Source organism: Rhizobium sp. 01T444 (assembly GCF_056398305.1).
Genome location: NZ_JBFTPD010000039.1, coordinates 1 through 26245 on the forward strand (window position 1 = coordinate 1; position 26245 = coordinate 26245).

The following is a 26245-nucleotide window of genomic DNA, read 5'->3' on the forward strand; positions in this document are numbered from 1 at the left end:
ATCGCCTTTCCAGATCCTGCGTGACCAGCGCGCCTACGAGCGCGCGGCACCCAGCACCACGGAAGGCGCGTCGACGATATCCCGGTTGTCCTGATGTCGTTCTAGCGGCCCGGCAGGACTGGGGCTGCGCTCTTCAAGGAGAATGGGAACCCGGGAGCCGAACGCCACACTGTGACCGAAGCCGAGGAATCAGGATCACTAATTGGAGCATGGTTCGAGAACCGAAGGACATCTTTGTCCTGCGGAAGATAGACGTTTAGCCGATCGGCGAAAATGCCGGTCAAATAACAAATGAACCCAAGGAAAAGCCCGCAAATGCTGGTGTTTTGCCCCCTTGTGTTCTTTCATTGGAGATCGACATGCGTATTTCACAGGCTCTCACCATCTCGCTCGCGCTGTTTTCCGCGGGCGCGTCCATGGCCGCTAGTCCCGATGAGAACAAGCAGGTGGTTGCCGATTATTACGCCGCCTATGCGAGCGGCGACATGAACCGTGTCGCCGGATTCTTTGCCGATGATATCGAATGGCACATTCCCGGCCATCATCCACTTGCCGGCACCAAACGCGGCAGGAACGAAGTCGCCGCCTTCTTCCGCGAACTCGGCAAGTCCGGCTTCCGCGCCGAACTCATCGCGCTCATGGCCGACGAGAACTGGGTGGTCGACATGCATCGGGGCTGGTCCAACCGCGAAGGCGCGGCCAATGTCGATACGATCTGGGTGCTCGCCTTCCGCATTGAGGACGGCAAGATCCGAGAAGCCCGCAACTTCGCCTTCGACCAGGCCGCCGCCGACATCTTCTTCTGGCAAGCCCATCCGCTGAAGCCGCTGCCGGAGAGGCTGGTGGAGTGAGACGGGCAAAGGGCAGGCTTACCCACGGTCATGCCGTCGAGGGGACTGCAGCGCGGTCCGCCACGCTCGGCCTGCCCTTTGCGGATCAAAAAGAACCTGTGCGGCAAAAGTCCTGAGGGAACCATTTTATCCTCCGTGATTTAAACAGCATGATCAGATCCATGCTCGTTTGCGGCTTCATATCGCTTTCAATCCACGGTGTCGGGAACGCCCAGCCGCTTGCGGCTCAAAACATCAATGACGCGTCGATTGATGCTATCTCCTCGGCCCCTCCGAGTGAAAGGGCAACGACGCCAGATCCAGCCATCATTCATCTGCAGGTGCTGCTGGATCGCGCCGGCGCATCGCCCGGGGTGATCGACGGCTTCTACGGTGAAAACGTCGTCAAGGCGATTGCCGGCTTCGAGATCATGCAACGCCTCCCGGTCGACGGAAGGCCCGACCTGGAGATGCTCTCTCGCCTTCAGGACGATCGGCAGGTTATCGGTCCATACGTCATTGCACCGGATGATGCCGCTGATCTCGTCGAGAACATTCCGAAGGACTACGCAAAGCAAGCGAGGATGACACATCTCGGCTACACAAGCGTCGCCGAGCGGCTGTCCGAGCGCTTTCATATGGATATCGACCTGCTGAAAGCATTGAACCCTGGGGCCCAATTCACCCCCGGCGAAACGATTTCCATTGCGGTCATCGGTACGCCGAGAAAGGGGAAGGCCAAGCGTATCGAAGCCCGCAGGAAAAGCGGCGAGGTGCTGGCCTTTGGCGAAGACGGATCTGTTCTGGCAGTCTACCCGGCAACGATCGGCAGCGACGACAACCCCTCGCCTGCGGGCCGGCACAAGGTAAACGGTGTCGCTCGTAATCCCAAATACGTCTATAATCCCAAAGTAAATTTTCAGCAGGGCCATAACAAGAAACTGCTAGAATTGCCGAGCGGACCCAACAACCCGGTCGGGACGGTGTGGATAGACCTTTCCGAGCCGACCTACGGCATTCATGGATCGCCGGAGCCTTCGCTGATCGACAAGGCTGGTTCGCACGGCTGCGTGCGGCTGACCAACTGGGATGTCGAGGAACTTGCCAGCATGGTGAAGCCCGGCGTCGTCGTCGACTTCGTCGACTGAGCGGTCTTGTGACCAGCGCATGGGTCCGTCCAGCTGTATCCCCTGCGCTGATATAGGGATCGGATACAGCAGCTCACCCGCTGCGACGCTCGCAGGTCCTGCCCCTCGAGGGCAGACTTCCGCGGCTTGCGAACAGCCATCACCGCCGTCTCTCCGCCGTCGTCACGGGCAAGGAGCGACATGCCAGTTGCAGCCTGGCGAAGAAGACGGCAGCGACCTCGCAATCGAAGGTGTCGGTCGGCTCCCCGTTGACGGCCCGCTCGCGCAAAGCCGTGCTTTGATCACGCTGCCGAGGTGGCCTCGGCAGCGCTCAGCGCCAGATCCGTCACCTCGCCGGTCGAGGCATAGCCAGAGACGAGTTCAGCGAGCATTAGGCGGGCGGCTGGTATGTCGTTGCGGTCGAGGGCTGCATCGAGAACCTTCAAGCGCTTGGAAAGCTCCGGCCAGGAGAGAAAATCCTCGCGCRCCTTCATGATGCGCGGATGCTGCGTCGTCTCGGGATTGTCGCCGATCAACAATTCCTCATAGAGCTTTTCGCCGGGGCGCAGGCCCGTGACCGACAGCTCGATATCGCCTTCGGGATTTTCGTCGCTACGAACCGTCAGGCCCGAAAGATCGATCATCCGACGGGCGAGATCAGCAATGCGCACCGGCTCGCCCATGTCGAGCAGGAAGACATCGCCCCCATCGGCCATGGCGCCTGCCTGAATGACGAGCTGGGAGGCCTCCGAGATCGTCATGAAGTAGCGGGTGATGTCGGGATGGGTCAGCGTCACCGGGCCGCCATCCCTGATCTGCTGGCGAAACAGCGGTACGACGGAACCGGAGGAACCCAGCACATTACCGAAGCGGACCATGGAGAAATTGGTGTGCGTGCCGGCCAGCTTTTCGGCCGATAGCGCCTGCAGCACCATTTCGGCAAGCCGCTTGCTGGCGCCCATTACATTGGTCGGGCGAACCGCCTTGTCGGTGCTGATCAGCACGAAATTCGACACGCCATATTTTTCCGCCGCCTGTGCGGTGATCTGCGTGCCCATGACATTGTTCTTGATGCCTTCCACGGCATTCTGCTCGACGAGCGGCACATGCTTGTAGGCGGCGGCATGATAGAGCGTCTGCGGCCGCCAGCTCATGATGATGTGTTCCATGCGGTCGCGATCGCGCACCGAACAGAGGATCGGCACGATCTGTACCTTCTGTTCATAGAGTTCCGAAAGCTTCAACAACTCGCCATGGATTGCATAGAGGGCGTATTCATTCTGCTCGACGAGGACGAGGTGCGTCGGCCCGCAGCGCAGGATCTGGCGGCAGAGTTCACTGCCGATCGAGCCGCCAGCGCCTGTCACCATCACCACCTTGCCAAGTGTCGCCTTGTCGAGAAGCTCCTGGCGCGGCGCCACGGCCTCGCGTCCGAGCAGATCTTCGATTTCGAGCTCGCGAATATCGGAAACGGCAATGCGGCCCTGCGCGAGAGCGGTCAGATCCGGCAGCGTGCGCACATTCACCCGCGCCTTGCGAATCTGCTCAAGGATTTCGTTGCGGCGCTGTCGCGTTGCCGAGGGCAGGGCCAGAAGCACGTTGTGGACATTCAGCGTCTGGACGATCTCCGGCAGGTCGGCGGGATCATAGATCGACAGGCCGCCCATGATGCCGCCCTTGAGCTTCGGATCGTCATCGAGATAACCGACGACATTGAGTTCGGCGCTGTTCGTCAATGCGGCGGCAAGCTGGCGGCCGGAACTGCCCGCGCCATAGATCAGCACTTTTGCCATCGCGCCCTTGTGCAGGATGCGCTGATAAGTATCGCCGAGCCAGTAGCGGATGCCGAGGCGCGAAAGGCCGATCGCGATCAACAGAAGGAAGGGCTGCAGAATGCCGACGGTACGCGGGATGCCGGGAACGCTGAGCGCGGTGAAGATCGTCGCGAAGGCAACGCCATAGATCGCGATCGCCTTCAGCACCGCCAGGAAGGCGGCAATGCCGGCATAACGGAAGATCGCCCGGTACATGCCCATGACGACGAAGATCGGCAGCGCAAGACACAGCGACACGAGAACTGCGAGCCATTGCACGCCCGTCAGCACCGTCCATTCATTGAGACGGAAACAATATGCAAGCCAGATGGTGAGCACACAGAGGCTGGAATCGACGATCAGTGCAAGAATGCGCTTGGCCGGACGCGGCATTGCCAAGAGCGGTCCGACCAGTGCCTGCATCGACATCCAGGACTGGCTGGTCTTTGATCCGTCATTTGAAGGATCATCATGCATGTTTATACTGCCCACCCATCATTCCCGCCTGACTTCTTCTTGTCCTTTTCGATCTCAAGTGCAACCGAATAATCGGTAGTCGCGTACGCAATCTGTTTATAACCTTGGGTAGTAGCCTCAATGGGTTATGCCCTTACTGCCCAATACCTTGCCGACAGTCATTGCCAGAATGCGCATATCCAGGAAGAAGGAGCGGCGTTGCAGATAATCAACGTCGAACTTCACCTTTTCCGGGATCGGCAGTTCGTCGCGCCCGTTTACCTGCGCCCAACCTGTCAGCCCTGGCAGCAGCGCATCGACGCCTTCGGCCGTGCGTAGGGCGATCAGGTCATCCTGATTATAGAGCGCCGGGCGTGGGCCGACGAAGCTCATATCGCCCTTCAGGATGCACCAGAGCTGCGGCAATTCATCGAGGCTCGACTTGCGCAGGAAACCGCCGATCGGTGTCAAATAGCGGGAGGGATCGTCGAGAAGATGCGTGGCGACCGTGGGCGTGTCGATCCGCATGCTGCGGAATTTCGGCATCCGGAAGATCTCGTTGCGGCGCCCCACCCGGCTCGACCAGTAAAGTGCCGGTCCCGGAGAGGTCAGGCGCACGCAAAGCGCTACGACCCCGATCGGAATGATCAGGATCAGGGATGCCACCAGAGCCAGAAAAAGATCCACTGCCCGTTTCAAGTCCGTCCTCACTTTCCCATACTCTTCTGGCCTGCGATGGCCTGACTTGCCCTATCGTCTGCGGCCAATTCGCGTCAACGTGGCTTTTCGGCCTCGGGCGCTTTATACGTTGGTTTTCAGGCATTTGCGGCAATTCCGCCACCGTTTCCAAAACTACGCTTCAACTAAGCCATTGAGACGAAATGTCTTTTCGTCCATTGTGGAAGTTAATCTAGCCTTCATTTCTGGCACCCGTTCTTCATCCAAAAAACGATGCGTCTTCCAATGGCTCCAATGACAGCTACCAAAACGACGATTGCCGTCTTTTAGCAGCCATGTCCATATGAATGAACGGTCACGGCGCGCAGCTATCGCCTGGTTTCACGAAAGTGTTCATGCCCTGCGCGCAACCGGACTGTTCTGCCGTACCAGCGCCATCAGCATCGGACCAAGCGAGAACTCTCCTCGCGCTCCCTTACGGGTCAGGTCACGCAGATAGCCGCCTGGTGAGTTAATATGGCTTGCCCGTTCCAGCATGCAGGCGATAACGACAGCGGCATTTTCCCGGCCTAGGCTTTCGCAAGCTGCCTGATAGGTCTCCGCGGTGATCCCCAACATGGACCGTACGATGACGGCAGCGGTCACGAGATCGCGCCAGCCTCGGATCGGCCCTTCCCGAGCATAATCGCTGATTTGCGGGCATGCCTGCAGGATGAGGGCGAGAGGGAATATCTTCTGCGATCCGTTTGACTGAGCCCTCTCTGTCGCGACTTCCAGCGTTTCCACTTGCACCACCGGTAAAGATTCTAATTCGAGAGAGTCTATATCTGAATTCTGTATGTGCGGTTCATTTTGGACCACACTGGCGGTCGTTTTTTTGAAATTATCGAAATTCGTCAACAGATTGACGATGTCGGTGCGTAGTTCTTCGAACTTCAGCCGCACGCTGTCCAGATCGGAAGCTTTGGGAGTGCGAGGCAGGCATGCGAGGTGACGGGCATAGGCAGCCTCGATCTCGTCCCAATTGCCGGGAACGGCGTCCCCGATTGCGGCGTCGATCAGTTTGCGGACGTCGCGGCGGCAGATCGTCAGTCGCTCGCGCGCTCGCCGGAGTGCTATCCGRTCGGCTTCGATCTTTTGAGCCATGGCAGCGAGTTCCTCGCTGCGGGCAAGAAGCGGCGCCAGGCTGAAACCATAGGCATCCTCCAGCTCACCGGAGGTTTTGCGGCGGGCAAAACGTTTTCCGTTGGCACTGTCCTTGCGAATGATCAGCCCGGCGTCGATAAGAGCCGCGAGATGCCGGCGCAGCGTGGTGACTGCAATGCCGTGCGCCCGTACTATCAGCTGCCGGTTGGATGGAAAGACAACCATGCTCGCCTCCCCGTAGAGATGGTTCTCGGGATAGAAGGAGAGAAGGGCGTTCAGCACAGCGAGTGTGCGATCAGAAATGTCGAGCAGCGGGCGTGCTTCGCAGACGTCGCGAAACACCTTCCACTTGTCCACGGACTTATCTGGTTTAACTGATTCGGCCTGAAGCTGACCTCTCATCAAGGCAAGCGACATCGGCCGCCGCCCGAAAGGCGTCGTCACAAATCCCGTATTCATCGTGGTTCACCTTATACAAAGGCAAATCATCGGCGCCCGCCAAAACGGCGTTCAAAAACCTTGACAGCGATTCCGGGAAGTGCGATTCTCTAGGTGCTAAACGAGAGAAGAGGGCTTCCGGATGTTTGTTCGGGGGCCTTTTTCTTTGCCTATTGGCTCCTTTTCCTAACAGTCAAATCCTCGTCAGCGGCTTAACCCGCCAACAGTTATCGTTGTGACCTGACGGCGCCGAACTCGTCGAAGAGCTCATCCAGCCGGGTGGTGAGATAATCGGCAAATTCAGGCACCATGCGCTCATCGAAAGTAATGCGCGTCTTGTTGCCGGAGCGCTCGATTTGCGCTGCCTTCTGTCCTTGCCGTGTTTTCCAGATATCGCGGGCAGCTTTCTTCGTATCGCGCGCCGTCATTTTCGACAGCACACGCTGCAAGCGCTGATCACTGTCTAGATCGGCAAAGGCATCGTCCTCAATGATCGCCTCGACCTTCATCGGTGAGGAAGAGACAGCATCGACAAGTGCCAACCATCGGGCGCGGCMTGCCTTCGGTGCCGGCCCGATCGCAAGGATCACTGTCTGCGGTACGCCACGGGCGACCGAGAGGTAACGGCTGAGATCGGCCTTGTCGGTCGAGAGTGCTGCTATAATGACATCACGCGGGTAGCCTGCTTCTTCCAGACGGTGGGCAAACAGCGCCTTCTCAATGAAGGAGAGATCCTGCCGGTCGAGATTTTCCTTGCCCTGGGCAATCACCAGTTCGTTGTCGCTCAAGCTCTGAACGATCGCCTTGACCTTGAGCCCAAGCTTTGCCGCGGCACGCAGACGGCGACGGCCATAGGCAATCTGGTAGTGCCCTTCCATTTCAGGGTCGGGACGCACCAGGATCGGTACCTTCTGGCCGTGTTCGGCAATGCTCGTCACCAGTGCATCGAAATCGACATCGCGCTCGACCGGGATACGGTCGCTGATCGAGGAATTGGAAATATCCGCCGGGTCGATTTCAAGAACGGAGAACCCGGAGGAAATCTGCGCCTGCAGCCGGCCGGCGGTACGCGCAGCTTCCGTCATTTCCTGCAGCGATGCACCCATGGCTGAGACGGCGCCGGTGCGCACGCGGTCCGGGTTCTTCTCGACGCCGGCGGAAGGCGCCGGCGTATCAGCCTTGCGCATGAAGATCGAATTGACGGTATCGCGTCGGCTCATCAATTCTCTCCTTTCCAGTCAAGAGCTCGTAAGCCGGAAGAGCGCAGTTGGGAGCTCCCAACACGCTTGTGGGCTACCGACAGATGGAGGGACTTTTGCCAGGCGCTCAGACGGTGGCAGCCTCTGTTGGGAGCTCCCAACAGATCGGGTGTACCGCTGAAACCTGATAGATCGGCGTCGGTCGGGCAGAACGTCATGTGCGCCCCCATGCTTGCCGGATCAGCGTCTCGACCTCGCCATTGACAGCATCGAGGGCTTCCATGGCCCGGTCATAGGTCGAGCGTGTCAGGTTCTCGCGGCCGATCTCGTAAAGCGTCTGCTTGGTGAGGCCGGCATCGGAGACCGCTGCCGATTTCACCATCGCATTGATCATGACGTGATCGTCGAACAGATTGCGCAAGAGGGCCGCGACCTTCGTCTGCGGCGCATCCTGCGGCTCGTAGCGGGTGAGCAGATATCGAATGAAATCGTAATTGAGCTCGCCGCCTGCTTCGCGCACGACGGAGAGAAGGTCATGCGTCATCAGCAGGAACTGGCTCATGGAGGCCACGTCCAGCATCTGCGGATGCACGGTGACGATCATCGAGGTTGCTGCGCAAAGGCCGCTCAAGGTCAGGTAACCGAGCTGCGGCGGGCAATCGAGGACAACGACGTCGTAGTTCTCGGCAACATCGTCGAGCGCCTTGGCGACGCGCATGAAGAACACGCCTTCGCCATCCCGGGAGCCGCGCATCAGCGCGCGCGGCGTCGTATGCTCGAATTCCATGAGTTCGAGATTGCCGGGAATGAGATCCAGGCCGTCGAAATAGGTATTGCGCACGACCTCGGAGAGGGGGCGTCGCTCCTCATCGTAACGGATCGCCGCATAGAGTGTCTCGTTGGAACGGACATCGGTCTCGGGCATGACGCCGAGCATGGCGGACATGCTGGCCTGCGGGTCGAGATCGAGGGCGAGCACGCGGTAGCCTTGCAGCGCAAGATATTGCGCAAGATGCACCGATGTCGTGGTCTTGCCCGATCCGCCCTTGAAATTGGTGACGGCGATGACCTGGAGATGTTCGTTCTCCCTGCGGCGCGGCAGGAAGTCATACGCCTCGCGTCCACGCGCAGAGGCTGCAAGCAGGGCACGCAACTCATTGAGCTGGCGCAAGGAATAGAGGCGCCGGCCGTTGGTGCCGACATCGGGCTGCGGGCCTTCGCCGGCAAGCGTCATCTTTCGCAAGGTCGAATCCGAGACCCCGATCAGCTTGGCCGCCTCGCCGGATGTGAAGCGGCGCAGCGTCTTGCTGGCGGTCGGGGGAAACAGGGCTTCGCTGATCGCCTGCAACTGCGAACTGATCGTCGACGCATGGGCACCGATCGTCTCATCGACGCTACGCTGAAGGGTCCGAGAAGTCCTTTGTGGCTTGCTCACGCTCTAATCTTTCATCACGGAAAAACACCAGAAACGGCTGTTTATCCGTGACGATTACCGATCGCAGCGATTCTGGCAAGCTACTCCAGCAGAACAGGGTTTTAGCGGCAGCGGTCACGTTCATGAGTTTACGACAGAAGGATTACAATTTCCCTTGATATCTCCGCCAGTTAACAGAAATCTCATTCGGCTTGTAATGCTGTGCCATCCTTACATCATTTTTTCCATCGATGCGGCTAAGCTGATGTTTTGATCCCGCGGTCGGCCCGTGGCGCATCCCATTGAGAAGAATCAGTTATTATCGATTCCTAATCTTTGCCGGCAAAGGATCTGATGACGAAGGGCGAGGCGGCCCTGTTCCCGCGATCCCCTGAGCGTTGACGAAGACGGAAGGCGCGCTTGTGTGTTCGACACCCGGAAGACGAGATCGCGCGCCAACGTCCGCCTGGAAAGTGAATACAAGCGAAAGGCTGCCTGACGCCGTTTTCGACGACAGGATGTCCCAAAATCGAACAGGGGTGTGACGGAATCGATCTGCGAAATAGATTCCGTATCGCTGAAAAATGTGAGAAAAAACAGCGAGTTGTAAACGCACCGAACGGGCTGTCCGAAGCTCGCGAAGATGGCTCTTTCGAGCCCATCTCCATATACTCTTCTTATAAAGCATCCGGGACGTTTCTGCAATGATTGGCATGCTTCTATCCCCAGCAGAGAGCCGGGGAAGCCATCCTCGTATCGAGGCCGCCTGCACTAGCCGCGGAATGTGTAGCCGGCAATCGAGGCCGGTTTCATTTCAATCGAGAAGCCTGGCCGGGTTGGCGGCATATAGGCAGCGTCCTTGATGATACAGGGATCGAGGAAATGTTCATGCAGGTGGTCGACATATTCGATGACACGGCCATCCTTGGTGCCCGACACCGCCACATAATCGATCATCGACAGGTGCTGGACATATTCGCAGAGCCCGACACCGCCGGCATGCGGCCAGACCGGCAGGCCGAATTTGGCGGCGACCAGCAGGACGGCCAGCACCTCGTTCAGCCCGCCCATGCGGCAGGAGTCGATCTGGACGATATCGATCGCGCCTTCGGCGATGAACTGTTTGAACATGATGCGGTTCTGGCACATCTCGCCGGTCGCGACCTTTACCGGTGTTATGCCCTGGCGGATCTTGCGGTGGCCGGCAACATCGTCGGGGCTCGTCGGCTCTTCGATGAAGAAGGGTTTGGCGAAAGAGAGTTGGTTGACCCAGTCGATCGCCTGGCCGACCTCCCAGACCTGGTTGGCGTCGATCATCAGGTAACGGTCCGGGCCGATCACCTCGCGGGCGATCCTGAGGCGGCGGATATCGTCCTCAAGGTCGCGGCCGACCTTCATCTTGATGTGGTTGAAGCCGGCATCGATCGCTTCCTGGCAGAGCCGGCGCAGTTTCTCGTCCTCGTAGCCGAGCCAGCCGGCCGAGGTCGTGTAGCAGGGATAGCCTTCCTTTTCGAGCGTGGCGATGCGCTCGGCCTTGCCGGCTTCGGCCTGTCTCAGGATGGCGATCGCCTCATCGCGCGTCAGCACGTCGGTGAGGTAGCGGTAATCGACGATATCGGCGATCTCTTCGGCAGGCATGTCTGCAACGAGGCGCCAGACCGGCTTGCCGGCCTCCTTGGCAAGCAGATCCCAGACGGCATTGACGATCGCGCCGGTCGCCAGATGGATCGCGCCCTTTTCAGGACCGATCCATCGCAGCTGGCTGTCGCTGGTCAAATGCCGCCAATATTTGCCGGGATGGGCCAGCACCTCTGAAAGTTCGGTGCCGACGACGAGATGCCGCATAGCCTCGATCGCCGCGCAGCAGATGTCGTTGCCGCGGCCGATGGTAAAGGTCAGGCCGTGGCCGGCCAGCCCGTGCTTGTCGGTTTCCAGGATCACATAGGCAGCGGAATAATCCGGATCCGGGTTCATCGCATCGGAACCATCGAGGCTTTGCGAAGTCGGAAAGCGAAGGTCGAAAACACGGAGGTCGGTGATGCGGGTCATGATGTCTTCCCGTTGAGGGGCCGGTATCCTTCCTTGGAAGAAGCCGGCCATGCAAAAGCTCAGATCGTCCAGCCGCCGTCGATGGCGTAGGCCTGGCCGGAAGTGTAGGTCGCACCGGCGAGGTAGACGGCGAGATCGGCGATCTCCTCCGGCGTGCCGAGGCGGCCCATCGGCTGGCGGGCGATGAAGGCGGCGCGCGCCGTGTCATAGTCGCCCTGTGCGCGCATGCGGTCCTGCAGCGAAGGGCTTTCCACGGTGCCGGGGCAGATGCAGTTGCAGCGCACGCCCTGCGTCACGTAGTCGGCAGCGACCGACTTGGTAAGCCCGATCACGGCTGCCTTGGTCACACCGTAGGCAAAACGGTTCGGCACGCCTTTGATGCTCGAGGCGACCGAGGACATGTTGATGATCGCGCCATCCTTGCGCTCCAGCATGCCCGGCAGCACCGCGCGGATGGTGYGGATCATCGCCTTGACGTTGAGATCGAAGGCAAATTCCAGATCGGTATCCTTCATGTCGAGCACGGAGCCGTTATGGACGGTACCGGCGCAATTGAAGAGCACATCGACGGCGCCAATTTCGGCCACCAGCGCCTTGACCGCCTCGTCTTCGAGCACATTGAGCTTGCGGGTGGAAATCTTGCTCTCCGCCGCAAGGGTCGCCAGCGCGTCGGTATTGATGTCGGTGGCATGCACCCTGGCGCCGGCAGCGGCGAAGGCAAGCGCGGAGGCGCGGCCGATGCCTTGACCGGCTGCGGTGATGAGAACGGTCTTGCCGGAAAGATTGCTTGTCATGTCATGGCCTCTTTGGGGATTTTTCGCGCGCTGGCGTGGTACTGAAATCTATCTCAAAAGGATCAGTCGGGATGACGGCCGCGTTCGGCCACGTGCCTTGCAAGGCGATGCCACCTTTGTGCAGGCAATCACGATGTCCATGCATTGCATGGCCTTCCTCCCTCTCCCGTTATCTTATTTTTGTCTCGCCTTGGCGAGCCTTTCCGGGGATTGCGATCGTTCGGCGTGAGAATATGCCGAAAAATGTCCTCACTTTTAATTTGTCTGTTTATAGACAAACAGACGATAGCCTCATGGTCAAGCGCGAACTTTTTCTTTTCCGTCTGCCCGTCTGCGTATATGCAGAATGATATTCACAGGGGGGAAGAATGGAGACCGACGAGTCAGATCGCTATCGCGCTCCGGCGCTCGACAAGGGTCTTGATATTCTCGAACTTCTGGCCAGCGTCGACAGCGGCCTGACGCAGGCGGAAATCGCCAAGCGGCTGGAGCGCAGCCCGAACGAATTCTATCGAATGCTCGACCGTCTCGTGAGGCGCGGTTACGTGACGCGGCTCGATGGCGACCGTTATTCTCTGACCTTGAAGCTTTTTGGCCTGGCGCAGCTGCATGCGCCGGTGCGCCGCCTTGCCTCCTATGCGACGCCGCTGATGCGCGATCTCGCCCAGCGCTCGCGCCAGGCGAATCATCTTGCCGTATTCGACCGGGGCGCTGCCGTCGTCATCGCCCAGCAGGAGGCGCCGGACTATTGGGGCCTGTCGATCCGCGTCGGTTCCCATATCAGCCTTTTCGACACCGGCTCCGGCCATGTGCTGCTTGCCTTCCGCAGCGACGAAGAGCGCGCGATGATGATCTCGGAACATGTGCGCACCCGCAAAGACGCCGATCTCGGCCCGGAATTTTACGAGCGGCTGAACCAAATCCGCGAGCGCGGCTATGAAATCATGGCAAGCGCCCAGACGGCCGGCGTCTATAATCTCTCGGCACCGGTCCTGGGGCCTGATGGGCGCGGTATTGCCGCGCTGACCTGCCCCTATATCGCGCTGGTAAATGCGCCGGCAGCGCCCGATATCAGCCAGGCGATCGGCATGGTGCAGAAGACGGCGGCTGAGCTTTCGGCGCTCGCCGGCGCAACGATTTCCCTGCCGGGTTAAGATCCAGCAGAATTTCAATTTGAATAATTCATTCACCAACGATAGGTTCTGCCAACCACTCTTTGGAGGAGAAGAGCGTGTTTATCGATACCCATCTGCACGTCATCGACCGGTCGGCGCTGAATTATCCCTGGCTTGCCGATGTGCCGGCCCTCGACCGCGATTTTCTCTACGAGACCTATGCGAGCGAAGCCAAACGCTGCGGCATTACCAAGGTGTTGCACATGGAGGTGGATGTCGATCCGGTCATCATGCAGGCCGAGACCGATTATATCAGCCGCCTCGGCGATCTGGTCGCTGGCGCGGTCGTCTCCTGCCGGCCGGAAGAAGACGGTTTCGCCGACTATCTGGAGCGCCAGAAAGCCGATCCCTTCGTCAAGGGCTTTCGCCGCGTGCTGCATGTGGTGCCTGACGATGTCTCGGAAGGTGTGCTCTTCCGCGAGAACATCAGAAGGCTCTCAGGCACCGGCCTGACCTTCGACCTCTGCACGCTGCCGCATCAGGTTGGCAGGGTGGTTGCGCTCGCCGATGCCGCCCCCGATGTGCAGTTCATCCTCGATCATTGTGGCAATCCGGATATTAAGTCGAAAGCCTTCGAGCCCTGGAGCCGCGGCATTGCCGAAATCGCCCGCCGGCCGAATGTCGTCGCCAAGATTTCCGGTATCGTCACTAATGCCGATCCGGCAACCTGGACGGCGGAAAACCTGCGGCCCTATATCGAGCACGTCATATCGAGCTTCGGCTGGGATCGTGTGGTCTGGGGCAGCGACTGGCCTGTCTGCACGCTGGCGAACGGCCTTTCCACCTGGGTCGCGGCCACCCAGGCAGTGCTGTCAGGCACCGCGGAAACGGAGCGTTCGAGGCTCCTTCACGGCAATGCACAGCGTCTGTGGATGCTCTGAGTTTCACTCAGCTCCGCCCTTTTAGGGTTCAATTCTGCCGGATTCCCGCTTGAAGTGATCTGTCGCCACGTGCAATCCGGAGGGGCTCTCGGTTGGCGCGATGTTTTGGCCCAGCCTAAACTACATCCAAGCAATTGCTAGGTTGAACTAACTCGGCTAAAAGTTGTTGTTACCGGCCGTGTAAGTTGTCGGCCCGGTTTTCGCAGGAGGGAATATCAGATGAAAGAAGAACCGCATTCCGTAGACGTTCACGTCGGCAAGACGATCCGTATACAGCGCCTGCTGAGAAAGGTTTCTCAGACGGAGTTGGGCGATCGTGTTGGCGTGACCTTCCAGCAAATACAAAAATACGAAAAGGGCTCCAACCGCGTCTCTGCCAGCATGCTCGTCGAAATCGCCGGCGCGCTCAGCGTCGATGTCAGGACCTTCTTCGACGACCTGACGGCGCCCGCCGCCAACGCAAACGATAATCCCGCTCCAAGCGAAGAATTCATCATTTCGCGTGAAGGCGTCCAGCTCAACGCTGCCTTTTTCTCTATCAAGAACGAGCAGCTTCGCAAGAAAATCCTAAAGCTCGTCCAGGCGATTGCCAGCACCGAGCAGACTGAAGTCGACGCTGCCGAATAACGCGTCGGCCTGATTTTCTAGCGCTCAGTCGCACCCTGCATCAGGGCTAATGGCGATCGATCACGATCAGATTTTCGCCAGCGTCCTTCATTGCGATCTTAGCTTTGCTGCCGACGAGTTTTTCGAGGTTCGCATCGAGTTCCCTATCCGGATCGATGCCGTCCCAATCGATGACCACCTGTAGCAACGCCATGTTAGTTAGGTGCATGAGATTGCGCAGCTGAAGTTTTTCAGCCTCGTCCTTGGCTGCCGATAGCAGCCGGAAGAGTCTTGCGTATTCCCTGCCTGCACCATGGTCCCTTTTTTCGAACATTGTTTTGGCCCTCGACAACAGTCATATCCCCACGCAGGTTACCTTGGGCTTGGAACCGTTATTCGAGCGTTACAGGCTGCGTCTGCTGCGTGACTTCGGCCTGCAGCACTTCGAAATGCGAGGTCGCAGCAAAGCTCCAATCACGCTTGGCTGACGCAAAGTCTCCCTTTTGCAGCCATTCCAGCACGAGCCTTGCGTCGGTGCGCTTGCGCTCGACGCGATTGGCGCGGATCGCCGCCAGGATCTGCTCGCGCCGCGGTTTGCGGGCAAAGTGAGACTCTTCGACCACCTTGGCATAGGTCCGTTCCGAGAAATGCAGGAAGCGGCCAGCGAGCAGCAGCTTCTTGCGTTCGCTGACGGTAATCTCACCCTTCGCATAGAGACCTTCGATCGTCGGCTCGAAATCGACCCAGGGAACGGAAAGCGGCAGCCAGCCAAGCTCCTGCGGTGCATGGACGAGCGCCACTGCCTCATCATCGATGAGTTCGCCGGATTCGTAATCGTCGAAGATCGAGCCGATGCCGACCATGCCGAAGGCGGCGCATTCGGCAGCGCGCAGCGCGCCCATGCTGGAACCGCCGGCAACGGCAATGCCCTTTTCCAAAGCAAAGAGGATTTCCTTGTGCCAGACGGACGGCAGATCGCCGAAATGGCCGTCGATGAGACCGATTGCTGTCGCCCCCTCCTGCGCGGCTTTTAGAATGTCGCCGCAGGCGGCAGGCGGGCGGAAATCGATATCGGGATGCTTTCTGCGGGCATCAGCAATCTCGCTTGCAAGGCTCGGACCGACGAAGAGGATCTTCATGCCGCGGCCTCCCTGATGACGTTGACCGCGCGCAGGCCAAGCTGGATGTACTGGCCGCTGATATCGACCTCGAGGCCTGGCACGATGACGCGCACGATCGAAACCGGAAGGGTGGGGTGTRACAGTGGCACGGCGATGATCTGGCCGATGCCGGCAGCCCTCAGCCGGCCGGAAATGTGGCGGACCGTATCCTGGATCGTCATCGGGCGCTGCGGGCGCATCGGGAAGGGTTTTAGCGCCGCATCATTGTTGCAGAGATCGACGACCTGGCGCATGCCGGCGCTGCGGTCGATCCGTTGGTAGATCTTCGGTGAAAAATCGTCGCGGCTGCCGGCAATCGCCGTCAACCGGCTCTGGGCTGCCTCGGTAATGGCGCGAAGAGCTGCGCGCACCGGATCAGGATGGCAGCCGCAACCGCCGCAGACCTGGGCCCAGCGAGCATCGACGCGGTCCGAGAGATTGCCGGGAATGATGACGGCAAGAAAAGCCGGGACACCGATATCGGTGGTCATGTCGATCAGCAGAAGGCGCATGCCGGCCTGGCGGATGCGATCGACCAAGACGTCGATTACGGCATCGCCGAAGGCGAGCGGATCGATGCGGTTCTGCTTGAGCTGTTCAGGAGATTTCAGCTGGGTCAGCGCCCAGGCATCGCGCTCGACGAGTTCGCAGAGCCCGTGCAACACGGCTTCGGCCGGCGTATTGCCCGAGGCCAGGCCATCACTCGATTGTTCGAAGCCCGGCGGGCGTTCGCCGCGATGGTCGAGGCCGACCAGCCACCACGGCACGAAAGTGGTGCTGCCCGAAAGAAGATCGAAGCCGGAGCACCAGGGGATTTGACCATCGCCGATCTCCTCGGGCGCGCAGCGCGCCACGCTGTCGAGATCGATCATGGCGGCCCGTTCGGCCCTCATGGTCTCGAGGTTGGAAAACGTTAGATCGGCAGGTGCAATTTCGGCGATGCGGGTCTCGATCGCCTCCATGGCGGCAGAGGTCATCGCCGCTTCCTTGTCGATGCCCTTGCCCTGGAAGACCGACAGCGTGTGGCTGTTCGGCCTTGTGGCGAAGGCAACCGGAATGTTCAGCACGTCAAGGCCGGTCAGCAGTCCGACGCGGGTGATGCCGAACTCACGCAGATACGGCTTGATCGCCGCAAAGGTCTGCGCCGGGGTCATCGACCGGTCGTGGTAGCTGTTGATGCCTGCCGATGATCTGTTGAGGTCAGCGGCAAGCGTTTCAAGGTCGGCCAAAGCAGACATGCTGATCGATTCCTCAGCGGAACCTCAGCGCATGCGTCAGGCTTTCAAGGCCATTTGCCGAAACGCTGAGCTGGTCCTGCTTGACGGCTGCCTTGGCAGCAGCAGAGAAACGGAGTGTGGGGGCCTGGATTGCAGCGTTGGTTTCAACGGTTTTCATGATCTCTCTCCAAATGGTTGGGCGGCTGACCGCCGTTAACCATTCAAAAAGAACATTGCCTGCGTCATTTAAGCGTTACAGGCTTCGTTAAAAGGCTGTGTATCACGGAAGACCGGCGAGTTGCAGGCCCTTTATCAACGGTTCGGTGAAGGCCGGATCGCGATCGGGGACGAAATGACGGATCCCTTCGCTGCGGAAATCGGGGAAGTTTTCCAATACCACCTTGGCGTAATTCCGAGCCTTCGCAGTATCGCCCGCCATGGCATGGGCGGCTGCGAGCAGGCGCGCCGTCGCCTGTTTTGCCTTCACCGGCTCCAGCGCATCGATCGCCTTTTCATACTCTTCGCGCATGAAATGGATGCCGCCGAGGTTCCAGTAATAATAGTCCGGCGGCAGCGGATTGAGCTTGAAGGCAGCGCGGCTGAGCTCGAGGGCCCGGTCGAAATCGCCGTCATGGGAAAGTGCGTCGGCGAAATCGGCCAGGATGTCGGCATCGTTGGGATTGAGATCCTGAGCTTGCTGGAAGGAATCGAGGCTTTCTTCGAACCGGCGGCGATAGAGCGCCACGAAGCCGAGTTCGCGATAGGCCCGGCCGCTGTTCGGGTCGGTCTGCCGCGCCATCCTTGCGGCGCTGTAGGCTTCGTCCAGCAGTTCCCGATCGCGCATCCCGCGGATCAGCCATTCCATGCCGAGGGCGCGAGACATGCCGGCATGGGCCGGCGAGAAATGTTCGTAGCGGCTGAGGGACGACTTGAACCATTTGCGCGCCTGCCGCAGGTGCTGCAGGTCGGTCTGTGAAATCAGCCGCTTGCCTTCGAGATAGAGACGATAGGCGGAAGCCGGCACGTCGCCAAGCGGCATCGCCAGTTCGTAGCGCTCGATCGTATCGGCAAGCGTCATCACGATACGCCGGGTTAGCTGGCTGAAGGCTTCGCTGATTTTTTGCATCGCAAAAGGAATATCAACCGCCCAGAGCACTTCGGAAGTCGCCGTGCGCGTCAGCCGGCAGGTAGAATAGACATCCTCGTCGCGGCTCTGGATCGTCACATAGACGGCATAGTCGAAGGACAGGTCGAGCGGACCGATGGTCGGGCGCGTCGGGTCGAGCGCGCGGCTCAGCATTTCCAGGCTTGTATGAGCGGCAATCACCTTGAAGCCGCGCTGCTGGCTGAGCCCGATCGTGACATCTTCGAGCAGCGCGCGGCCGACGCGCTCCATCAGCGGGTCGGTAAAGATGCTTTCGGGCGGCAGGATGACGATGCGCGGCTGGCCGGCCGGATCGATCAGCAATTCCGACACCGGATGCGGACGTTCCGCCGCCGCCGGCTGTACCGCAGACAGGATGCCGAGTTCGCGGGCAAGGGCCGTCGTGGCCTCGTCCGGCTCGATATCGAAATCGTCCTTGAGCTGGCTGCGGCATTTCAGATAGGCCTGACGCGCCGCCGGCAGGTCATTCATGCGGGCATGGGCGCGCATCAGCGCCCGGCAGGCGATCTCATTGGCGGGGTCGAGCTCGATCAGCCGCTTGGCGAAGGCGATCTGTTCCTCTTCCGGGCGCTCGTCTTGACTTTCCAACAGGCGGACAAGATGCGCCGAGCGCGCTTCGTTAATCCGCTGGCGCTCGAACGTCAGCCAGTCCTCGGCACCCTGCGTTGGTGATTTGACGCTTTCGAGCAATTCTCCGAGCAGGATGCTGCTTTCGTCCGGCCCCAGCACATCCTTCTGCTTGAGGATATTGAGGTCGATCTCCCAGCCGGGCGCTAGGCCGAGATGGGTGCGTGTCGCAGTGAGCAAGGGCGGCAGGCCTTCGGGAATGCTCTGGTCGATGCGCGACAGAAGCTGGCGAAGGCTGCCGGCCCGTTTTTCGGGAAGTTCGGATTGCCATAGCTGGCATCGGATGGTTTCACGGTCGACCAGCGGTTCCGCCGAAAGCGCTAACATTGCCAGCAGGAAATAGGACTTTTCGGGCAACGGAAGCTCAGTCCCGGCGGCCGACAATCGCGGCCTGCCGAGCAGACATAATCTGTTCGCTTTCACTTCCCCGGTTGACCCGTCCATCAGGGTTCTCACCTTCAAAAGCCGGAACGCTTGGAACGGACCGACCGATTACATGATGTTAGAGTGAATAGCGGGCAACGGGAAGCGCTTTTGCTTTGCTGGAGCAATATTTTCATCGAATATTTACGCTCCCGCCGGTGCTTGCTACCAACACACTTTACGAATACTGCATATGGACGTGAGACGCCGCTCTATTTCGGAGCATCATCCCGCCATGCTAACCGGCGCCGCCGCGATGTATTCGTCCAATGCCGTGGTTTCCTGGATCCCGCCGCCAATGACAAAAATATCGTTGATACGATCGCTCACACCCAATCTCCAAACCGTCGCCCAAATCAGGGCACTGCGCGTTCGATGCCGGGAAGCCACCGGCGTTCTGTATCGCCTCCGAAGCCTCAAGCAACCGCAATTCCGCCACTGCGGCAGCAGCGGTTCATTACTCTGTCAGACCGACTATCGTGCACGTTACGACGCGATTGAGACAATGATGTAACAGGCTGAAATCAGCGGCCAAGCGCCGCAACTGCGACCTGTCGGACGAACGCGCGGTCGAGTCCGGCTAGCGAAAACGAAGGACTGCCTGCATGAGCAACGCCTGCCCTTCACGCCGACACGCGGCTTGGTTTGGCGATCATCGCGACCGCGCTCGACCCGGTCGCACGCAACCGTCGGCCGCCGGAACAACCTAGTCCCACTTCGGGCCCCAGTCCGGATCSACGACKCGRTGATTGCGGTCGATGGYYTCGATRYGGGMGAYTTCCTSAGSTGAAAGCCTGATCGAGCTTGCCTTGAAGTTCGAGCGGATGCGYTCCGGCCGGCCCGATGTCGGGATGGTGCAATAGCCCTTGGCGAGTTCGAAGGCGATCGCCACCTGTTCCGGCGTCGCATCGTGTTTTTCACCGATTGCGCGCAGCACCGGCTCGTCGGACAGAATGCCGCGGGCGATCGGCAGGTAGCAGGTGACGAGAATTCCCTTTTCCCGGCAGTAGTTTGCGAGCTTCTTGTTCTGCAGGATCGGGTTCAGCTCGAACTGGTTGTTGGCAATCCTGCCCTTGCCGAGCAGTGCTTCGGTCTCTTCCAGAAGGGCGATCGTGAAGTTCGACACGCCGATCAGCTTCGTCAGGCCGCGGGCCTGCGCTTCGGCAATCTGGGTGATGTAGACTTCGAGCGGAATGCGGCCATTGGGCGAGGGCCAGTGGATCAGCGTCAGGTCCACCTGGTCGACCTTGAGCGCTTCGAGGCTCTTTTCCAGCGAGGGAACGAGTGCGCCGGGACCGAAATTGTCGGTCGAGATCTTCGTCGTCAGGAAGACCTCGTTTCGGTTCAGGCCCGAGCGATGCAGCGCTTCGCCGACTTCGAATTCGGTATCATAAGTCTGCGCAGTGTCGAGGTGCCTATAGCCGGTTTCGAGCGCACACAGGATCGCATCGATACCATCCTTGCCGTTGCGCCCAAAGGTGCCAAATCCCATCAACGGAATAACATCATGTTTTTGCAAATCTATTGCCTCCAATTCGCCTCGCTCCTCCAGCGGGCTTGCGGAGCTTTGCAATAGCTTGAGGCTGTGTCCAGCGAAAAACGCCGATAGAATTTCGGGCAAATCCTGATGGCGGTTTAAAGAAAATACGGGCGCAAATTTGGACCTGATACGGCAGCCGGCCGAGGTCGGCTACTGTATCATCCTGGCGGTTTGGGCAGCCCGAAAAACAAAGCCATCTTAGAAATCCTGGACAAGCCGGCGCAATGGCGTCGCGCTTTCGGCAGCGGCTTCGACGAAATCAAGACCGATATCGAGAACCGGGGCGCTGTGCGTCAGCCAGCCGACCGAGATCAGGTCGACGCCGGAGGCGGCAATGGCAGGCGCGGTTGCCGGCGTCACGCGGCCGGAGGCTTCGGTGATGGCGCGACCGGCGACGATGCCGACGGCCTCGCGCAACTGATCGGACGTCATATTGTCGAGGAGGACGGCATCGACCCCTTCGCCCATGGCCTCGTGCAACTGATCAAGCGTGTCGACCTCCACCTCGATCTTGACCATGTGGCCAACGCCGGCCTTGGCGCGGCGGATCGCTTCTGCTACGCCTCCGGCAATGGCGACGTGATTGTCCTTGATCAGCACCGCATCATTGAGCGCAAAGCGGTGGTTCATACCGCCGCCCGCCCGCACGGCATATTTTTCGAGCGCCCTAAGGCCGGGCGTCGTCTTGCGGGTGCAGACGACGGAGGCTTTGGTATTGCGGACCGCCTCGACGATGCCTGATGTCACTGTGGCGATGCCCGAGAGATGGCCGAGGAAGTTCAGTGCCGTGCGCTCGGCCGTCAACAGCCCGCGCGACGGGCCTTCGATGGTGGCGATCAGGCTGCCTGGCTCTACGGCGGCACCGTCAAACAGATGCCGCCTCATCGTGATGGCGGGATCGACGAGCTGGAAGGCAAGGTCTGCGGCGTCGAGACCAGCAACCACACCCGGCTGGCGGGCGGCCATGACGACCGTCGAGCGATGCTCTTCCGGGATGACAGCTGCCGAGGTGATATCACCGGCAAGGCCGAGATCCTCGGCAAGGGCGGCACGCACCAGCGGCTCGACAATGACGCGCGGAAGGGAAGCGAGGTTCATCTCAGGCACTCCTTGCAAGGGGATGGGAAGCGGTCGCCCGGGCAATCTCCAGGACGTCACTCAGCGTCATTTTCCGCCGTGCGGCTTCGGCCCGCCTCAGCGGAAAATCGGTGCGCGCATGGGCTCCGCGCGATTCCGCCCGAAGGCTCGCGAAGACGGCAATCAACAACGCAACGATTGCCGGATCGGAAGCCGGCCCCTCGGCTTCGACAAGCGGCAGCAGGCTTGCGACGGCGCCATGGATGGCGCCTGCATTGCGCAATACGCCGAGATGGCGCGAGACGATCGGTCGGACGGGCGAAGGATCGGCCGCCGCGGGCAGCGTTACTACGGATTTAGCTGTCGAGGGTTTTTCGGTTGGGGTCGCAAGAATGTCACGTGCCGCACGCATTCCCATGATGGCGGCTTCCAGTAGTGAGTTGCTGGCGAGCCGATTTGCGCCGTGCAAGCCGGTTGAGGCCGCCTCGCCGGCAAGCCACAGGCCTGCAATGGAGCTGCGGCCGGCAGCATCGGTCGCTACCCCGCCCATGTGATAATGGACGGCAGGGCGCACCGGGATCAGCTGACGCGAAGCATCGAGGCCGGCTTCCCGGCACAGAGCGTCAATGACCGGAAAACGCGTGGCGAAACGATCGCCAAGTGCTGCGCGCGCGTCGAGGAACACCCTGCCGCCACGCGCGAGTTCGGCGCTGATGGCGCGGGCCACCACATCGCGCGGTGCCAATTCAGCGCCGGGCACGCCGGCCATGAAGCGGTCGCAGCTCTCATTGACGAGCACGGCACCCTCCCCGCGCACGGCTTCGCTCACCAACGCCAGTGGCCGGCGGCGGGAATCAAGTGCAGTCGGGTGGAACTGCACGAATTCCATGTCGGCAAGTTCGGCGCCGGCGCGCGCGGCAAGCATGATGCCCTGCCCGAAATTGCCGGTCGGATTGGTCGTCGCCTCATAGAGGCCGCCAATGCCGCCGGTCGCCAGCACGATCCGCCGTGTCGGAAGGATGACGGCGCCATTCTCGCTCGCGCAGACGAGGCCGCTGACACCGCTCTCCTCCGTCAGGATGCGGCGGGCCTCCAGCCCTTCGAGCACGGTGATGGAGGGTGTCGCGGTAACGGCTGCGACCAGTGCACGCACGATCGCCGCACCCGAGCCGTCGCCTTGCGCATGCACGATGCGGCGGCGGCTATGGGCGGCCTCAAGCCCCAGGGAAAAGCTGCCATCCGGCGTCTTGTCGAAGCCGACCCCTGCTCGCTCCAGCGCGGCGATCGCGGCCGGCGCCTCGGCGACGATGCCGGCAGCGATGACGGGATCGCAAAGCCCGTCGCCGGCGGCGAGCGTATCGGCCAGATGCAGGTCGGCGCTGTCATCGGCACCGAGACTGGCGGCAATGCCGCCCTGCGCCCAGGCGCTCGACGTTTCAGCGCCGAGGCCAGCGCGCGTGACGATGACAACTGGCTCCGGCGCAAGCGTCAGCGCCGTCATCAGTCCCGCAAGGCCGCTGCCGACGATGACGGTGCGGCCGGTGAGTTGGTCAGCAATCTCGCTCATATTGCCAGCATCCTCTCGACAGCCCGGCGGGCAGCGACAGCGACCGCGGGATCGACGGTCACTTCGTGGCGGTTTTCTTCCAGTGCCGCKCGGATATTGGAGAGCGTGATCCGCTTCATGTGCGGGCAGAGATTGCAGGGGCGGATGAATTCGACATCGGGATGATGCACGGCGACATTATCGCTCATCGAGCATTCGGTCAGCAGCACGACGCGGGCCGGCTTCTTCTGCCCGACATAATCGGACATGACGGCGGTGGAGCCGGCGAAGTCAGCCTCAGCAACGACATCCGGCGGGCATTCGGGATGGGCAAGCACCGTCACGCCGGGGTGGTTCTCCCGCAATTGGCGAACATCTTCGGCAGTGAAAAGCTCATGCACCTCACAATGGCCATGCCAGGCGATAATTTCGACATTGGTTTCCTTGGCGACATTCTGGGCAAGATACTCGTCCGGGATCATCAGCACCCGGGGAACGCCAAGGGATTCGACGACCTGTTTGGCATTGCCCGAGGTGCAGCAGATGTCCGAGGCCGCTTTGACGGCTGCAGACGTGTTGACATAGGTGATGATGGGCACGCCTGGATGAGCCTGGCGCAGCAGCGCGATATCCTCGGGCGTGATCGAGTCCGCCAGCGAACAGCCGGCCCCCATATCGGGGATCAGCACTGTCTTTTCCGGGTTCAGGAGCTTTGCCGTCTCGGCCATGAAATGCACGCCGGCCAGCACGATCACGTCGGCATCGACCTCGATGGCTTTCCGCGCCAGAGCCAGGCTGTCGCCGACGATATCGGCCACGCCATGGAAGATTTCCGGCGTCTGATAGTTATGCGCCAGGATGACGGCGTTGCGCTTGCGCTTCAACTCGAGGATCGCATCGACATCGTCCTGGAACATCATCCATTCGGCTTTGGGAATGACGCGGCTGACGCGATCATAGAGGGACGACGCGGATACAAGGTGGTTCATGGCCGGCTCCATCAATTATGCTCGATTTGAGCATATCCTGCGCACAGAGATATTCTCACAGTGAGCATATGTCAATTGCGGGAGAGCGGTAATTTCGTTCCGGCGAGCGCGCGCTCTTCGAGAATGGTCTGGCGGAAGCGGAAAAGCTTGGCCGGCCGGCCGCCGGTTTCGCTCGTCGCCTCGCCGGTTTCCTCCACCAGTTCCTGCTGTTCGATCAGGCGGCGGAAGTTCTGCTTATGCAGCGTCAGGCCGGCCAGCGCTTCGACGGCCCGCTGCAATTGCAGAAGCGTAAAGCTTTCGGGCATAAGTTCGAAAACGACCGGGCGGTATTTGATCTTGGCGCGAAGCCTTGCAATGCCGGTCGCGAGAATCCGTCGGTGGTCGGCAAACATCGGCCGGCCGAGATTGTCGTTCTTGCTAGAGCCGGCTTCCGTGACGAGGCCCGCCTCATAGAGCAGCTCGTAACGCTGCAATGTCAGGTCTTCGTTCCAACCGCCGCCATCGAGCCCGAAGGTAAAATCGGCGCGGCGATGACGATATTCGCGCCTGGCAGGATCGGCGTCGGCCCACAGGCGCAGGCGAGCGATCAATTCGTCCATGATGGCTGGCCGGCCGTCGCGATGGTCTTCCCAGGGGAAATATTCATACCAGCCGTGCCAGCCCGGCCGGCCGGCGCCCGTCTGTTCGTTCACGAGGCCGAGATAACTGATCGAGATGGTGCGTCCGCCCTGGATGTCGTTGTTCCGGTCGCGGTCGGCGAAAGTATAAAGCTGCTCGAGGAAACCGACGGGATGGGCGGTCTGTTCCTGGATCCATTCGCGCAGGCCTGACTGCAGGGTGCGATGCCCCATCTCGAAAGGGCCTGATGGAAGCGCATCGCCACTCTGGATCGTCATGACACGCGGTTCATCGCCCGTCACCGCGACGAGAACCGCGATCAATTCCGCATGTGCAAAGCCTATCGTCACCAGAGCCTGAGAATCTGTTCGTGATCGCTCTATTCTCTGACACAGGGCGCATCAGATGCCAATGACGGGTTCCTCTTCTCCCCAGCGACCGAGGGCCTTCTATCCCTCCGCTTCCAGCCGATGCAGGAAATTGCGCAACTCGGCTTCGTCGATACCGACAAGATGACGCTTTTCCGGATAGGCTCCCGAGCGGATATCCTCGACGAATTCGCTGAAGGCCGCAATGCGCTCGCGCTGTAGCCGGTCATATTCGGCTGCGAAGTTGCGGTAGACCTTGGCGTGTCGCGGCGTGTGGTCTCTGGTCGTGCCGAGCACGTCGTCGGCGAAGAGATACTGCGCATCGCAGCCGCGCCCGGCGCCCATGGAGATCATCAGCAACGAGGTGCGGTTGGAAATCGCAGCCGCGACATCGCCGGGAACGACCTCGATCTCGGCCGCGAATGCGCCGGCATCCTGCAGCGCCTTCGTCTGGCGCCAGACGTCCAAGGCGCTAGCGGCCGACTTGCCGACGGCGCGAAAGCCCCCGGTCCAGGTCGCCTTCGAAGGGATCAGTCCGACATGGCCGCAGACGGGAATGCCTTCGTCGCGCATGCGGCGGATCGTCTGCAGGCTTGCGGCGCAATAGACGGCGTCACCTCCCGCCTTCAGCGCCTTGAAGGCCGCGCCTATATAGTCCTCGGCCGAGACATGGTCACCATATTCGAGGCCGGGAATGGCAAAGGGTGTGGGGGCCGCCTCGCGAAAGACCGGTCCCAAGAGGGTTGGCGGCACGGAGATCATGTCAATGCCGGCCTTTTCCGCCGCTTCCGCCTCATCGAGCGAGGTGACGCGCAGCATCGTGAGCTGCCGTTTTCCCTTGAGCGCCAGGAGGTCGGCGACCGTGGCGCGATTATGTTTTTTCATCGCAATATCCTTTGGGCCAGTAT

The 26245-nt window shown here is 60.4% G+C and carries 23 protein-coding genes; 5 read left to right on the forward strand and 18 right to left on the reverse strand.

Translation table 11 applies throughout. The annotated features are described in order from the left end of the window. Nucleotides 1-359 precede the first annotated feature (359 nt). Together AC1DTN_RS32955 and AC1DTN_RS32960 are read left to right on the forward strand one after the other, a co-directional pair. A complete protein-coding gene (locus AC1DTN_RS32955; RefSeq protein ID WP_477924331.1) occupies nt 360-851 on the forward strand; it encodes a nuclear transport factor 2 family protein in 492 nt (163 codons plus the stop codon). 149 nt (nt 852-1000) lie between these two features. Next, nucleotides 1001-1978 carry a L,D-transpeptidase family protein gene (locus AC1DTN_RS32960; protein WP_477924332.1) on the forward strand — a complete coding sequence of 326 codons (978 nt, stop codon included), beginning with the start codon at nt 1001-1003 and terminating at the stop codon, nt 1976-1978. 281 nt (nt 1979-2259) lie between these two features. Here the strand turns inward: AC1DTN_RS32960 and AC1DTN_RS32965 are convergent, their stop codons facing one another. The 7 genes from AC1DTN_RS32965 to AC1DTN_RS32995 all read right to left on the reverse strand — a co-directional run bounded on the left by AC1DTN_RS32965 (nt 2260) and on the right by AC1DTN_RS32995 (nt 11945). Next, a complete protein-coding gene (locus AC1DTN_RS32965; RefSeq protein WP_477924376.1) occupies nt 2260-4200 on the reverse strand; it encodes a polysaccharide biosynthesis protein in 1941 nt (646 codons plus the stop codon). A gap of 165 nt (nt 4201-4365) precedes the next feature. Continuing rightward, nucleotides 4366-4926: a sugar transferase gene (locus AC1DTN_RS32970; protein WP_113320273.1), complete on the reverse strand. Its 561-nt coding sequence runs from the start codon at nt 4924-4926 to the stop codon at nt 4366-4368. A gap of 372 nt (nt 4927-5298) precedes the next feature. Beyond that, nucleotides 5299-6510 carry a plasmid replication protein RepC gene (gene repC / locus AC1DTN_RS32975; RefSeq protein WP_477924333.1) on the reverse strand — a complete coding sequence of 404 codons (1212 nt, stop codon included), beginning with the start codon at nt 6508-6510 and terminating at the stop codon, nt 5299-5301. Between the two features lie 206 nt (nt 6511-6716). Beyond that, nucleotides 6717-7709: a plasmid partitioning protein RepB gene (gene repB, locus AC1DTN_RS32980; protein WP_477924334.1), complete on the reverse strand. Its 993-nt coding sequence runs from the start codon at nt 7707-7709 to the stop codon at nt 6717-6719. A gap of 193 nt (nt 7710-7902) precedes the next feature. Then, nucleotides 7903-9123, reverse strand: a complete 1221-nt coding sequence (gene repA / locus AC1DTN_RS32985; protein ID WP_442207202.1) for a plasmid partitioning protein RepA — start codon at nt 9121-9123, stop codon at nt 7903-7905. Between the two features lie 750 nt (nt 9124-9873). Next, nucleotides 9874-11151 (reverse strand): L-fuconate dehydratase, encoded by a 1278-nt coding sequence (locus AC1DTN_RS32990; RefSeq protein WP_113320277.1) that lies wholly within the window; start codon nt 11149-11151, stop codon nt 9874-9876. A 59-nt stretch (nt 11152-11210) separates the two neighbouring features. Further along, complete coding sequence (locus AC1DTN_RS32995; protein ID WP_477924336.1) at nt 11211-11945, reverse strand: SDR family oxidoreductase; 735 nt, start codon at nt 11943-11945, stop codon at nt 11211-11213. A gap of 368 nt (nt 11946-12313) precedes the next feature. Between AC1DTN_RS32995 and AC1DTN_RS33000 the strand changes: the two genes are divergently transcribed. The 3 genes from AC1DTN_RS33000 to AC1DTN_RS33010 all read left to right on the forward strand — a co-directional run bounded on the left by AC1DTN_RS33000 (nt 12314) and on the right by AC1DTN_RS33010 (nt 14628). After that, nucleotides 12314-13099 (forward strand): IclR family transcriptional regulator, encoded by a 786-nt coding sequence (locus AC1DTN_RS33000; RefSeq protein WP_113320279.1) that lies wholly within the window; start codon nt 12314-12316, stop codon nt 13097-13099. A gap of 77 nt (nt 13100-13176) precedes the next feature. Continuing rightward, the gene (locus tag AC1DTN_RS33005) at nt 13177-14001 is read left to right on the forward strand and encodes an amidohydrolase family protein (protein ID WP_477924338.1); all 825 of its coding nucleotides are present in this window, start codon (nt 13177-13179) and stop codon (nt 13999-14001) included. A 219-nt stretch (nt 14002-14220) separates the two neighbouring features. Next, complete coding sequence (locus AC1DTN_RS33010; RefSeq protein WP_113320281.1) at nt 14221-14628, forward strand: helix-turn-helix domain-containing protein; 408 nt, start codon at nt 14221-14223, stop codon at nt 14626-14628. A gap of 46 nt (nt 14629-14674) precedes the next feature. Here AC1DTN_RS33010 and AC1DTN_RS33015 read toward each other — a convergent pair whose 3' ends face one another. From AC1DTN_RS33015 to AC1DTN_RS33065, 11 genes are all read right to left on the reverse strand, one after another. After that, nucleotides 14675-14941, reverse strand: coding sequence for a hypothetical protein (locus AC1DTN_RS33015; protein ID WP_113320282.1), 267 nt, complete (start codon nt 14939-14941; stop codon nt 14675-14677). A gap of 58 nt (nt 14942-14999) precedes the next feature. Next, entirely contained in the window at nt 15000-15746 is a 747-nt protein-coding gene (locus tag AC1DTN_RS33020) for a TfuA-like protein (RefSeq protein ID WP_477924339.1), read from the reverse strand. Continuing rightward, nucleotides 15743-17005 (reverse strand): YcaO-like family protein, encoded by a 1263-nt coding sequence (locus tag AC1DTN_RS33025; protein ID WP_477924340.1) that lies wholly within the window; start codon nt 17003-17005, stop codon nt 15743-15745. Before AC1DTN_RS33025 ends, AC1DTN_RS33020 begins: the two co-directional genes overlap by 4 nt. A gap of 13 nt (nt 17006-17018) precedes the next feature. Beyond that, on the reverse strand, nt 17019-17162 hold the full coding sequence (locus tag AC1DTN_RS33030; RefSeq protein ID WP_439018821.1) for a hypothetical protein: 144 nt from the start codon (nt 17160-17162) through the stop codon (nt 17019-17021). Between the two features lie 102 nt (nt 17163-17264). After that, nucleotides 17265-19220: a BTAD domain-containing putative transcriptional regulator gene (locus AC1DTN_RS33035; protein WP_477924341.1), complete on the reverse strand. Its 1956-nt coding sequence runs from the start codon at nt 19218-19220 to the stop codon at nt 17265-17267. A 685-nt stretch (nt 19221-19905) separates the two neighbouring features. Continuing rightward, complete coding sequence (locus tag AC1DTN_RS33040) at nt 19906-20718, reverse strand: aldo/keto reductase (protein ID WP_477924342.1); 813 nt, start codon at nt 20716-20718, stop codon at nt 19906-19908. 219 nt (nt 20719-20937) lie between these two features. Then, nucleotides 20938-21837 carry a carboxylating nicotinate-nucleotide diphosphorylase gene (nadC, locus tag AC1DTN_RS33045; RefSeq protein WP_477924343.1) on the reverse strand — a complete coding sequence of 300 codons (900 nt, stop codon included), beginning with the start codon at nt 21835-21837 and terminating at the stop codon, nt 20938-20940. A 1-nt stretch (nt 21838) separates the two neighbouring features. After that, the gene (locus tag AC1DTN_RS33050) at nt 21839-23383 is read right to left on the reverse strand and encodes an L-aspartate oxidase (protein WP_477924344.1); all 1545 of its coding nucleotides are present in this window, start codon (nt 23381-23383) and stop codon (nt 21839-21841) included. After that, on the reverse strand, nt 23380-24351 hold the full coding sequence (gene nadA, locus AC1DTN_RS33055; RefSeq protein ID WP_439018826.1) for a quinolinate synthase NadA: 972 nt from the start codon (nt 24349-24351) through the stop codon (nt 23380-23382). Before nadA ends, AC1DTN_RS33050 begins: the two co-directional genes overlap by 4 nt. 71 nt (nt 24352-24422) lie before the next feature. Next, nucleotides 24423-25319 (reverse strand): NUDIX hydrolase, encoded by an 897-nt coding sequence (locus AC1DTN_RS33060; RefSeq protein ID WP_477924345.1) that lies wholly within the window; start codon nt 25317-25319, stop codon nt 24423-24425. A gap of 99 nt (nt 25320-25418) precedes the next feature. After that, entirely contained in the window at nt 25419-26222 is an 804-nt protein-coding gene (locus tag AC1DTN_RS33065) for a 3-methyl-2-oxobutanoate hydroxymethyltransferase (RefSeq protein WP_113320319.1), read from the reverse strand. Nucleotides 26223-26245: the final 23 nt, after the last annotated feature.